Source organism: Sinimarinibacterium arenosum (assembly GCF_005047655.1).
GTDB lineage: Bacteria > Pseudomonadota > Gammaproteobacteria > Nevskiales > Nevskiaceae > Solimonas.
Genome location: NZ_SUKF01000002.1, coordinates 290,139 through 302,517, shown reverse-complemented (window position 1 = coordinate 302,517; position 12,379 = coordinate 290,139). Strand labels below are relative to the sequence as shown.

Sequence of the window (12,379 nt, the reverse complement as noted above, 5' to 3'; positions counted from 1 at the left end):
GATACCCCCGCAGCGGTGAATTCAGTGCTTCGGCTTGTCGAAACGGATCGGTTGTTCGACCGCTGCACGACTGACCCCGCAGCTGTTGCAGCTGCTGCAGCCTGAATCGCAGCCGGATGCCGCGGTGGGTGTTGCAGGGCGGTATCCCAGTGCCGCCAGCAGGCGCAAACGCAGTTTCGGTGCGAGCTTGCCGAATGCGGTCCACGCACTCAGGGCAACAATGGCACCAATGATGACCAGCTGCAGAAGATCGTAGGCGCTCATGTCAGCAGCCGTGCGATCTGGTAGGTCAGAAGTGAGGCCAGATAGGCCAGTCCGAACAGGTAGCCGGCAGTGATGCCGACCATCTTCCACGACTGTGTCTCGCGACGGATCACGGCCAGCGTCGAGATGCACTGTGGTGCAAACACGTACCAGGCCAACAGTGACAGCGCGGTGGCCAATGACCATTGCGAGGAGATGATCGGCAGCAACTGTGCGGAGGCGTCGTCACTGGTGGAAGCCAGCGCATACACCGTCGCCAGCGCGCTGACAGCGACTTCGCGTGCGGCCAGGCCGGGCACCAGGGCGATGCAGATCTGCCAGTTGAAGCCGACCGGAGCGAACACCCATTCCAGCGCATGACCGATGCGGCCGGCGAGGCTGTACTCGATTGCGGCGCCGGTGGCATCCGCTGGCGGTGCCGGAAAACTCGACAGCACCCACAGCAGCACCGTCAGTGACAGGATGATGGTGCCGACGCGCTTGAGGAAGATCGTCGCGCGCTCCCACAGGCCGATCGAGATATCGAATGGATGCGGAATGCGATAGCTCGGCAGCTCCAGTAGCAACGCATGCTCGGTGTCGTCCTTGCGCAGGGCTTTCATCAGCCAGGCGACACCCAGCGCCGCGACGATGCCGGCGATGTACAGTGCGAACAGCACCAGACCCTGCAGATTGAACCAGCCGCCGATCGTACGTTGTGGAATGAATGCGCCGATCAGCAGCGCGTAGACGGGCAGGCGTGCCGAGCAGGTCATCAGTGGCGCGACCAGGATCGTTGCGAGACGGTCACGCGGGTCCTGGATTGTGCGTGCGGCCATGATGCCGGGCACGGCACAGGCGAAGCTGGACAACAGCGGAATGAACGAGCGTCCGGTCAGACCGGCGCCGACCATCAGGCGATCAAGCAGAAATGCCGCACGCGGCAGATAGCCGGATTCCTCCAGCATCAGGATGAACAGGAACAGGATCAGGATCTGTGGCAGGAAGATGATGACGCTGCCGGCACCGGCAATGATGCCGTCGACCAGCAGGCTCTTCAGCGGTCCGTCCGGCAGCAGCGTTGAAACGGCGGTGCCGATCCAGCCGACGCCGGCGTCGATGCCGTCCATCAGCGGTGCCGCCCAGGAGAACACCGCCTGGAACATGAAGAACATCAGCACCGTCAGGATCGCCAGGCCCCAGCTTGGGTGCAGCAGCACACGGTCCAGCGCATCGTCGATCTGTGCAGTGCGGCGCGGAATGCTGACGCAGTCGCTCAGCAGGCGTCCAACTTGCACGTGCAGATCCGCATTTGCGTCCGGTGCCAGCGGCAGGTCCGGCAATGCTGCGTCGAGCTGGCGCACCAGCGCTTCGGTGCCGCGATGCTTGACCGCGATAGTTTCGACCACCGGCATGCCCAGACGCTGGCTCAGCTTGTCCGTATCGATCAGGATGCCGCGTCGTGCTGCCACATCGCACATGTTCAGCGCCAGCACCATCGGCAGGCCGATCTGCTTGAGCTCCAGCACGAAACGCAGGTGCAGCCGCAGGTTGGTGGCGTCGACTACGCAGACCAGCAGGTCGGGCCGCGCCTCGCCGTCAAAACGTCCCATGCAGACATCGCGGGTTACCGCTTCATCAGGGCTGGTGGCGTTGAGACTGTAGGTCCCGGGCAGATCGAGCACGCGGATGGTGCGGCCGGACGGTGCGGCGAAACGGCCTTCCTTGCGCTCGACGGTGACGCCGGCATAGTTCGCGACTTTCTGGCGGCTGCCCGTCAGGCGATTGAACAGTGCGGTCTTGCCTGAGTTCGGATTACCGACCAGGGCAACATGCAGCACACCGTGCAGTGCTGATGGCATCGAGTCGCTGACCGGTGCGTTCATCGCCGCTCAGGCCTGCGCCGGTTCGACATGCACGCGCTGCGCTTCGGCGCGGCGCAGGGCAAAACGGGTGAAGCCGATCTGGACCAGCAGCGGGTCGCGCCGGAACGGTCCGTGCGCCAGTACCCGCACCGGTTCGCCCTGCACGAAACCCAGATCGCGCAATCGATGCGCAATCGAGTCGATTTCGCCGGCGGATTCGACGTGCAGCACGGTAGCGGCTGCGTGGTGGGGGAGTTCGGATAGACGCATCAGGGACCGCAATTCAAAGGGTAGATAAGAATCATTTTCATAATACATCGGATGTTGCGGGCTGTCTCGTCGGCTCGGCGGCCATTAAAAGGTCAAGGCCAGATTTGCCGACAGCACCCGTCCCTGATCGCTGCGGATTGCCGCGAAATTACCGGGCGCCAGCGGCTGATCCAGCACCTGCTCCAGAATGACCTCGCCGGTCAGATTGCGCGCCGCCAGATTGACCAGCCATTTTCCGGTCTGTGCTGCCAAGGTGATCCGGCCGTTGATTTCAGTGGTTGCGGGCTGGTTCGTGCGCTGATCCAGATCAACATCGAGGTAACGGTCGCCCCGAGAGAACATGTCCAGTTCCACGGTGGCGGTGGCCAGGACAGCAGTGTGGTGTACGACGGCGCCAGACCCATGTCTAGTGAGGCGCGATGGATAGGCGTTCTCCGCGCGGATCCTGCGATGGCGTGACGGCGTCGATGCGCAGGTGATGAATCGCGAAGCCGGAAGCCCAGCTGACCCACACTGCGCTGAGACGGTTCCACCGGGTATCGGCGTATCAGAGTTGCGTCCGTGCAAGACCGCCAGTTTGGCAGCCCTGCACGGACGCGGGGTAGAGCGCTTCAGCCGCTGCGGGTGAACGTGAGTGCGTCGCCCTGGACGTCCGCCATGACCGTATCGCCGTGACCGAACTGGCCGTCGAGGATCATCCGCGCCAGCGGGTTTTCGATCATGGCCTGCACCGCGCGCTTCAGCGGACGTGCGCCATAGACCGGATCGAAGCCGGCTGCCGCGAGCCTATCCAGCGCCGCGTCGCTGATCGTGAGCGTGATGCCGCGTTCAGCCAGGCGTGCAACCACGTGCCGGGTCTGGATCGCGGCGATTGAACGGATATTGCCGGACCCCAGCGGATGGAACACCACCGATTCGTCGATGCGGTTGATGAACTCCGGGCGGAAGTGCTGCGAGACCACGGCCATCACGGCTTCCTTGATCGCGCTGTAGTCCTGATTGTTGCCCTGGCTCATCATCTCCTGGATCAGCGAGCTGCCCAGGTTCGAGGTCATGACGACCACGGTGTTGCGGAAGTCCACGGTGCGGCCCTGGCCGTCAGTCAGGCGGCCGTCATCCAGCACCTGCAGCAGCACGTTGAACACTTCCGGATGCGCTTTTTCGACCTCGTCGAGCAGGATCACCGAATACGGACGGCGGCGCACGGCTTCGGTCAGATAACCGCCCTGGTCGTAGCCGACGTATCCCGGCGGCGCGCCGATCAGACGGCTGACCGAATGCCGTTCCATGAACTCCGACATGTCGATGCGTACCATCGCGTCGTCGGAATCGAACATGAACGAGGCCAGTGCCTTGCACAGCTCGGTCTTGCCCACGCCGGTCGGGCCGAGGAACAGGAACGAGCCAATCGGCCGGTTCGGGTCCGACAGGCCGGCGCGCGAGCGGCGGATCGCGTTGGACACCGCAACAATGGCTTCGTCCTGGCCAATCACACGCTCGTGCAGTGCGTCTTCCATGCGCAGCAGCTTGTCGCGCTCGCCCTCGAGCAGTTTGGACACCGGAATCCCGGTCCAGCGGCCGACGATTTCAGCGATCTCGTCTTCGCCGACGCTGGTGCGCAGCAGCTCGAACTTCTGTGGCTCGGTCGCGCTGGTGGCGGCCTGTGCCACACGTTTTTCCAGCTCCGGAATCACGCCGTACAGAATCTCCGAGGCGCGGCCATGATCGCCAGCGCGCAGTGCGACCTCGTATTCCTGGCGCGCGCGCTCAAGCTCTTCCTTGGTCCCGGCGCTACCGGCGACCGAGGCTTTTTCGGCGGTCCACTTTTCTTCGAGGTCGGCGTATTCGCGTTCGAGTTTGGCGATCTCTTCTTCCATCGCTGCCAGCGACTTGCGCGCGCCTTCGTCGTCTTCCTTCTTCAGTGCCTCGCGTTCTATCTTCAGCTGGATCAGGCGGCGATGCAGCCGGTCCAGCGCCTCCGGCTTGGAGTCGATCTCGATGCTGATGCGGGACGCGGCTTCGTCGACGAGGTCGATCGCCTTGTCCGGCAGATTGCGGTCCGTGATGTAACGGTGCGACAGCTTGGCGGCGGCGATCAGCGCGCCGTCGGTAATGTCGACCTTGTGATGAACCTCATAGCGTTCCTTCAATCCACGCAGGATCGCAATGGTGTCCTCGACACTGGGCTCGCCGACCAGAACTTTCTGGAAGCGGCGCTCCAGCGCGGCATCCTTCTCGATGTACTTGCGGTATTCATCCAGCGTGGTGGCACCGACGCAATGCAGCTCGCCGCGCGCGAGTGCCGGCTTCAGCATGTTACCGGCGTCCATGGCGCCGTCGCCCTTGCCGGCGCCGACCAGCATGTGGATTTCGTCGATGAACAGGATGATGCTGCCTTCCTGCTTGGACAGGTCGGTCAAAACGGCCTTAAGGCGTTCCTCGAATTCGCCGCGGAACTTGGCGCCGGCAATCAGTGCGCCCAGGTCCAGCGACAGCAAGCGCTTGCCCTTGAGTGATTCGGGCACTTCACCATTGATGATGCGCTGGGCCAGGCCTTCGACAATGGCCGTCTTGCCGACGCCGGGTTCGCCGATCAGCGCGGGATTGTTCTTGGTCCGGCGCGACAGCACCTGGATGACGCGGCGGATTTCCTCGTCGCGCCCAATGACCGGATCAAGCTTGCCGTCCGCCGCGCGGGCGGTCAGGTCGATCGTGTATTTCTCCAGCGCCTGGCGCTGCTCTTCGGCGTTGGGCGAGTCCACGCGCTGACCGCCGCGAACCTGTTCGATCGCCTTCTCGATCAGCTCTTTGCGCGCGCCAGCAGCGCGCAACATGTCACCGATCGCACCCTTGTCTTCCGTTGCGGCGAGTACGAACAGTTCGGTCGAGATGTATTGGTCCTTGCGCTGCTGCGCCAGCTTGTCGGTCAGGTTCAACAGACGCGACAGCGCCTGGGAGACGTTGACGTCACCGGTGGCATGACCAATGCGTGGCAAGTCGTCGATCGCCTTGGCCAGCCTGGAGCGCAGCAGGTCGATATTGACGCCGGAATTCTGCAGCAGCGGCAACGTGGTGCCGCTGGTCTGCTGCAGCAAGGCGCTGAGCAGGTGCTCGGGCTCGATCGCCGAATGATCGCGTCCGACGGCGATTGACTGGGCGTCGGCTAGGGCCTGCTGGAACAGGCCTGTGAGTTTGTCCATGCGCATGGTGCGAGTTCCAAATGTCTGAGGTCTGCTCTCCAAATTGCGGACTGCGTTTGCGCTTTCAAGAGCGGGCCGTCTTCGCGCCGGCGAACGGTTGATTCGCCGTCAGGGGGTGCCCGCACCTGCCGCGCCCTTCCGGATTCGGCGTCCGTGCTGTTGTTGCCGCTGCTCTGCTGGACATATAGTGTCCAACGGATGTCATATCGATGCGCTGTAGTGCGGACAGGACGGTACCTGATGCGCGAGCGACACTGAGGCGGGCATGGACACAATCCCAGCCATCTTGAAGATCGATCGAGGCGGCCAGCCAGTGGCCTGGGTTCACTGGCAAACCGCGGTATGCCTGTACGCCCGCGATCGGGTGTGCTGGGAGGCCGGCGCGGAGCGGTTTGTCATCCACGGTGGCATCAATGCGCGCAGTGGTTTGCAGTCTCACATCGAGATCGGCTCGATCATTGCGGTGGCCGAGCACAGCCGGCGTCAGCGCCGCAGCATTCCGAACCTGACCAACCGCACGCTGTTCCAGCGGGATCAACACCTCTGCCTCTACTGCGGACTTCAATTCCCCACGCATCTGCTGACCCGCGATCATGTGATCCCGGCCTCCCGCGGAGGCAAGACCGTATGGGAAAACTGCGTCACGGCGTGCCGTCACTGCAATCAGCGCAAGGACGACCGTACGCCTGAAGAGGCTCAGATGCGATTGCTGGCGGTGCCGTATATCCCCAACCGGGCTGAGTACCTGATCCTGTCGAACCGGCGCATTCTGGCGGACCAGATGGAATTTCTGCTGGCGCATGCGCAGAAGGGTCAACGGCAGCGCGCTGAGCGCAACTTCGACTGCCGCCCGGCGGCATGATCCCGGCTTTGGGCGGTTGTAGATAAAACATCTGCTCAGCTGTGGTAAAAGTGACGCCTTGTTCACTAGAATCACCCACAGACCACGCCCGCCTTGGAACTGTCGCATCCGGGGCATGTTTGATTGGAATCCAAGCATCTACCGATGACTGCCAGCTCCACTGCCCAGGCAAAAAGCGACGCGCCGCATCGGGGGACCGACGGTGGCAGTAATCCGATTGTTTCCGCGCTCTATCAGATGGCGGTGTCGGTACTGGGTGAGCAGTTGCGCGAGATGTTCGAGAAAGCCGACGACATCCTGTTCGATTCGGCGGAGAAGGCCCGCGGCGGAGACGAACAGCGGCTCTATCTCGACACGATGCGCATTGTCCGGGTGCAGCGCGCCAAGATCATCGAGGCTTTCCAGGAATCACTGACGCACGCGCTGTCGAAAATCGAGACATCGACTGAAACTGCCGACGGTGTGGCAGACCTCAATGATGTGTCGCAGTGGTCGCTGCAGGATGGCGACGCTCTGGAAGAGCGCATCGCTGTGACCAATATGGAGACCAAGGCGTCGAGCCTGCACGCGCACGAGCTGGTCGAACTGCAGCGCCGGCTGAGCCGATTGGCCCAGCTCAGCGGCGGCGGACTGTCGCCCGATGCGATGTCGCCAGCGCGGATCATCCGCGCCTTCCAATCGTCGGTCCGCGATCTTCATGTCGATTTTCCGATCAAGCTGGTGATCTACAAACTGTTTGATCGGGTGGTCGTCGGACGTCTGTCGGAGGTCTTTGTCGGCGCCAATCAGCTGCTCGCAGTACATGGCATCGAGCCCAGTCTCGATCCGCCGAAGACCCGCAAGCCGACCGTGGCTGCGGGTCGCCCGGTCAACGACCCGGCGGCCGCCAGGACGTCCTGGGCTGAGGCGCTTGATCCGACCACGCTCGGTGCATTTGGCGCGCCAAGCATGTCTTCTGTGCCGGGTGCTGCGATGTATCCCGGTGGTAGTGGTGGCATGGCATGGCCGGAAGGGATGGCGATGACGGCCGGTATGGCGGCTGCGGCCCAAGCGGGTGGCTATCCCCAGTGGCAGCAAGCCTGGAGTCAGGGTGCGGCTGCAATGCAGTCCGGCGCGGCGGCCGGTACCTATTCTGATGCGCTGCTGTCGAACGACATTGCACACATTCTCGGCGCTTACGCTCATGGCGAACGTCCGCAGGCGCCAGCGTGGTTGCCTCCCGAGAATGTGGCACTGGTTGCACGCATGTTCGATGGCTACTACCGCGACCCACGCCTGTCGGACAATCTCAAACAGCTGCTTTCCCGCCTGCAGCTGCCGGTTCTGAAGACCGCGCTGGCGGATCAGCGCTTTTTCTCCGATCCGGAGCATCCGGCACGCCGCGCGTCCAATGACCTGTTTGACATGTTGCTGCAATTTGGAGGCAGCGACGCGGCGGCATCACCACAGATGGTCAGCGAGGTCCAGGGTCTGGTCGAGGCGCTCGTGCGCGCATTCAATCTTGATCCGAACCGGTTGCGCCAGGCGCCGTCGGAATCCGTGGATGAGCAGACTGCCGAGGGCTTCCTGCGCGATCAGGAGGCACAGCAGCAGCAACAAAAGAACCGCGGCAAGGTTGAACGCATCCGTCGTATCGTCGCGCACGAGCTGCGTCGCCGCATTGGTGAGCGTGAGCTGCCCTCCGGCGTCATGCGGTTGATGCTGTCTGGGTTCGGCCCCTTGCTGTGCCTCGACTACATCCGCAACGGTGTCGAGGGCTCGTCGTGGAACCGGACCATGCAATTGGTCGATCGCGTGATCGAGAGTCTGGAGCCGTCACGGGACAACTCTTCCGTTTCGGCGCGAGCTGAAGTTACGGCGGCGGTATCGCGGCGACTGGCAGATATCGGCTTCTCCGAGCAAAAGCTGGAGGAAGTGATCTCTGGACTGCTATCGGCCTATGAAATCGCGACAGTTGCGGCTCCAGCGGACGGATCAACCGCGCCGTCCCGCCGCCCCGCAGCGCTGGCGCCGGAAAAAGAATTGCAGGGGCTGCTGTCGATTCTGCTGGTGCAAGGCGGCTGGTTCACCTTGTGGGATCCAAAAACGCAGACCAAGCACTGGCTGCGGGTCAAGTCCTACTATCCCCAGCAGAACACGGTCGTGTTCAGCCATTACATGGAAGAACGCTTCCTGCGCATGCACGCGACAGCATTCGCCACGGATCTGGTTGAGGGGCGCGCTGCAGCGATAGACCCCGCTGCCGAGCTTCAGACCGCGATTGCCCGGATCAGTGATCTGCCGTTTGAGCGCGTCTCGGATCCGATTCAATGGACCCAAGGCGACGGCAAACCGGTCGCCGCAACGCTGCACTGAGCCGTCGCGGTGATCAGTCCGCCGGGAATGGCTGTCCGGCGCCTAGAGATCGTCCAGATCGAAATCGTCGTCGACCAGACGCTTGAGCGCGCGCTCTTCCTTGTATTTTTCGACGTCACGCCAGTCGCGTGACTTGTCGTCACTGATTTCCAGAGCATCGTCGACGGTCAGAACTTCGTCGTCGATCACATCGGAGTCGTCGACGAACTCGTCGTAGCTCTTGGTGGGCTCGGTTTGCGCTGGCTGCTTTTTCGGCTTTCGCGGCATGCTCGCAGATTCCTGATGGGCCGGTCCACGTGCTTCTGGGGACCTTTCGCGCCGGTTTTTAGCAGGCTTTGCGATGCTCGGGAAGACCCTTTTGTAAGGTCATCTGAATCAAGGATTTAGTCCGCTGTCTCCGGACTGTGACGAGCGCTTTGCGCGGCGATCTGGCGTTGCCCTGCGTAGCTTCGGTGTGACACGACGCCACGCTGTGCATGATTAAGCGGCGGCAATAGTTTTTGCTGCCGCGCCCGGCGCACATCCTGCGGGTGGTCGACGTCCCACAGGGTCTCCATCAGCGCGAGTTCCAGGCGGGCGCCGCGAATGCGCTGCACGCTTTGTTTGAACTCCTGTCCGCTGCTCCAGTCGACTCCGCGCAGCAGCTGCGGCGGCAAGGGCCGGTTCGTGCCGATCAACACGAAACCGCCGTCCGATGCCGGCTGCAGTACACAGTCTGCTCCGCGTGCCAGTTGCAGTGCGGCAACCTGCAGATGCGCAGGGTTCAGTGCCGGGCAGTCGGTCCCGATCAAGAGCCATGGGCCGGGTGTTCGGGATTGCGCATGGTTCAGGGCGTGAATCATGCGGGTGCCCAGATCGCCCTGTCGTTGCGGTCGCAAGGGAATGCGGTGTTGACGGTGTAGTGACCGAAAAAACGGATGCCGCGTGTCCGGCGCGCACCATAGTTCCACAGCGGTTTCCAGCTGCAGGGCCGTATGCAAGGCAATGCGCACCAGGTTGCGATGCCACTGCGCCGCGCCGGCAGCGCCGTAGACCGGCATCAGTCGTGTCTTGCACGCGCCGGGGACCGGTGCGCGCGCAAAGACCTGTACCCCGAACTGACTCAAGCCGCGAGCCGGAGGCGCCGACGGAATGTCGTGGCCGCGAAGCCGATCGACAGCAGGATCAGCATGACCGGACTCAGTGCGCCACCGCCGCCAGATCCACCGCCTGCGCCGCAGGCACTGGCGGAATCCGGTTCGATGGCGGCCGTCAGTCGATAGTCGAGGTTTTCTTCGAGGCTGTAGTTGACCACCGTGACGTAATAGGTGCCGGCCTCCGGGGTGCACAGGGTAATGATCTCATTGCCCGACTCGTCGCCCCCGATCTCGTCGGCATCGGTGAAGAACGTTGGATCGTCGGCGGCGTCTGCGCCGAGGTCAATATCGTATTGCGCCGGCGTGCCCTGCTTGATCAGCAGGTCGATGTCCCTGGATGCGAGCGAGCGGAATGTCAGATGCGTGCCGGCTTCCGGTATCTGTGCCAGATCGAAGTGATAGGTGTGGAATTCATCGTGAAGGCCAGTCGACAGCTGCGACTGCGCGCTGACACCGTCGCGCAGCGGGGCAATCTCCTTGAGAAAATGACGCTGCACCGAATAGGTCCCGGCATTGGCTTTGATCGTTGCGGTGAAGACGACCTCGCGATAGCTGTCGGCTTGCGGCAGCACCTGAACGGAGAAGCTGGCCTCTCCGTTCGCGCCAGATGCCAGCGGGCCGACCACAACCGTCGGCGTCAACACCTCGACAGCGTCACTGGGCGCTTCGAGTGTTACAGCGACATCGGCAGCGCCAAGCCAGATATTGTCCAGTGTGAGCTTGATCTGCAGGGTTTCGCCAGGATCGAGCCGGTGATTGCCGTCGTCGACCAGATCTACCGACCGAATCAGAATCGACGGTCGCGCACTCAGGTCGAGACTGGCCGCCGCGTCGACGCGGCCGCTCGCGGTCAGCTGTCCGGCGTCGGCACCGTCAACGCCGGCGCTGGCACCTTCGATCAGGCGCGCGCGGGTTTCGACCGCGCTGGCGTTCGGATACTCGCCGCGGATCAGTGCCGCGATGCCGGCGGTATAGGGGGCCGCGAAGGAGGTGCCCGAAACGCCACAGCTGCCGCCATCGCCACAGGCACTGGGCGTCGAATAGCCACCATCGACCGTGGTGGTGACGATCTGCAGTCCGGGTGCGCCGACGTCGGTGGAAATGGGTCCGAACTGGCTGAAGCTGGCGACGTTGTCCTGGCGATTGGTCGCGGCAACATTGAGGATGTTCGGCAAATCGTAGTTCGCGGGATAGGAGGCGACCGAGTCATCCAGGTTGGCGTTGTGATTGCCGGCCGAGGTCACGAAAAGCACATCGGCATCGGCCAGATCGTGCAGTGCATTGACCTCTGCCTGCGAATAGCTGGGGCCGCCGAAGCTTGCATTGATGATCTTCGCCCCGTGCAGGCGCGCGTAGTCGTAGGCCTGGATGATTGAGGCGGTGTCGAGTTCGACCGCACCATTGACGATCTGGCCCACCTTGAGTGGCATCATCTTTACATTCCAGATGGTTCCGGTAACGCCGATGCCGTTGTTGCCGACGGCGCCGAGGCTGCCGGCGACCAGCGTGCCGTGATCCTGCAGGCTGGCGTCGTCGGGACTCGGATTGTTGTCGCTGCGGCCGGTCAGATCGCGCCCGGCGATGAAATTGTCCTTGAGGTCGGGGTGATCGAGATTGAACGCATCGTCAATGATTGCTACCACTACGCTGCCGTCGCCGGTACGGTCCGCGACGCCATCGCCGTTGGCGTCCCAGGCCTCGATCATGTTCAGGTCCGCGCCAGGGATACTGTCGAACTCCGACGAGTCCGGTACGAAGTTGGCCTGACCGGTGCTGCGCAGTCCCCACAACAGATCGAACAGCGGGTCGTTCGGCACGACGCTGCGACGGGCGCGCAGATAGTTGGGTTCAGCGAACGCAATATCCGGGTCGGCGCGCAGCAGATCCAGCGTGGCCTTCACATCGGTCATCGCCGCGATCCGCATCAACGCGGTACGGTGCTGTCCGAACTCTTGAACCAGAGTCAGCCCCAGTGGACTAAGTCCGGCCTTGGCATGGTTCAGCGCCAGGTCGTTGCGATAGCCGACCAGAATCTCGTCTGCGCGATACAGCGGCGCCGATCCCTGAAGGGGCAATGCCGCGCTTGCAGGCCATGCCCAGACGCACGCGAGACTCAGCGAGCAGAGGCGGAGGAACCTCAGAATGCGAAGTGGGGCGTTCATCATCATGTCGGTTCAGGTTCCGGTGGGACAACACTGGCGTTTTGCGTGCCGATCAGTAGAATACGCCTCCTTGTGTGGGGCGGTAGCTCAGCTGGGAGAGCGTCGCGTTCGCAATGCGAAGGTCGAGGGTTCGATCCCCTTCCGCTCCACCATTTCTTCTTTACATCACGGCCGTGCAGACGCTTTGTACCGGCACGCCCGAGCCTGGCTCCCAGCGCTCCTGAAATTCCAGCGACCGAATCATTCGGACTCAGCCCGGTAGGGCTCGTCAGCTTGCGGATGGATT

10 protein-coding genes and 1 tRNA gene are annotated in these 12,379 nt (G+C 62.8%); 3 read left to right on the top strand and 8 right to left on the bottom strand.

What is annotated here, in order from left to right:
- Positions 1 to 21: 21 nt before the first annotated feature.
- From E4T66_RS04895 to clpB, 5 genes are all read right to left on the bottom strand, one after another.
- Positions 22 to 264, bottom strand: a complete 243-nt coding sequence (locus E4T66_RS04895) for a DUF6587 family protein (RefSeq protein WP_136847784.1) — start codon at positions 262 to 264, stop codon at positions 22 to 24.
- Positions 261 to 2,129 (bottom strand): ferrous iron transporter B, encoded by a 1,869-nt coding sequence (feoB, locus tag E4T66_RS04890; RefSeq protein WP_136847783.1) that lies wholly within the window; start codon positions 2,127 to 2,129, stop codon positions 261 to 263. Before feoB ends, E4T66_RS04895 begins: the two co-directional genes overlap by 4 nt.
- 6 nt (positions 2,130 to 2,135) lie before the next feature.
- Complete coding sequence (locus E4T66_RS04885; RefSeq protein WP_136847782.1) at positions 2,136 to 2,378, bottom strand: FeoA family protein; 243 nt, start codon at positions 2,376 to 2,378, stop codon at positions 2,136 to 2,138.
- 84 nt (positions 2,379 to 2,462) lie between these two features.
- Positions 2,463 to 2,720 (bottom strand): hypothetical protein, encoded by a 258-nt coding sequence (locus E4T66_RS04880; RefSeq protein WP_136847781.1) that lies wholly within the window; start codon positions 2,718 to 2,720, stop codon positions 2,463 to 2,465.
- Between the two features lie 269 nt (positions 2,721 to 2,989).
- A complete protein-coding gene (clpB, locus tag E4T66_RS04875) occupies positions 2,990 to 5,584 on the bottom strand; it encodes an ATP-dependent chaperone ClpB (protein ID WP_136847780.1) in 2,595 nt (864 codons plus the stop codon).
- Positions 5,585 to 5,843: 259 nt separating this feature from the next.
- On the opposite strand from clpB, the gene E4T66_RS04870 reads away from it, so the two are divergent.
- Together E4T66_RS04870 and E4T66_RS04865 are read left to right on the top strand one after the other, a co-directional pair.
- The gene (locus E4T66_RS04870) at positions 5,844 to 6,440 is read left to right on the top strand and encodes an HNH endonuclease (protein WP_211242767.1); all 597 of its coding nucleotides are present in this window, start codon (positions 5,844 to 5,846) and stop codon (positions 6,438 to 6,440) included.
- 144 nt (positions 6,441 to 6,584) lie between these two features.
- A complete protein-coding gene (locus E4T66_RS04865; protein WP_136847779.1) occupies positions 6,585 to 8,795 on the top strand; it encodes a DUF1631 family protein in 2,211 nt (736 codons plus the stop codon).
- 42 nt (positions 8,796 to 8,837) lie between these two features.
- On the opposite strand, the gene E4T66_RS04860 is transcribed toward E4T66_RS04865, so the two are convergent.
- The 3 genes from E4T66_RS04860 to E4T66_RS04850 form a co-directional block, all read right to left on the bottom strand.
- A complete protein-coding gene (locus E4T66_RS04860) occupies positions 8,838 to 9,062 on the bottom strand; it encodes a hypothetical protein (protein ID WP_136847778.1) in 225 nt (74 codons plus the stop codon).
- Between the two features lie 116 nt (positions 9,063 to 9,178).
- A complete protein-coding gene (locus tag E4T66_RS04855) occupies positions 9,179 to 9,901 on the bottom strand; it encodes a TIGR04282 family arsenosugar biosynthesis glycosyltransferase (RefSeq protein WP_169577478.1) in 723 nt (240 codons plus the stop codon).
- Positions 9,898 to 12,093, bottom strand: coding sequence for a S8 family serine peptidase (locus tag E4T66_RS04850; RefSeq protein ID WP_211242766.1), 2,196 nt, complete (start codon positions 12,091 to 12,093; stop codon positions 9,898 to 9,900). Before E4T66_RS04850 ends, E4T66_RS04855 begins: the two co-directional genes overlap by 4 nt.
- A 76-nt stretch (positions 12,094 to 12,169) precedes the next feature.
- On the opposite strand from E4T66_RS04850, the gene E4T66_RS04845 reads away from it, so the two are divergent.
- Positions 12,170 to 12,245, top strand: a tRNA-Ala gene (locus tag E4T66_RS04845).
- Positions 12,246 to 12,379: the final 134 nt, after the last annotated feature.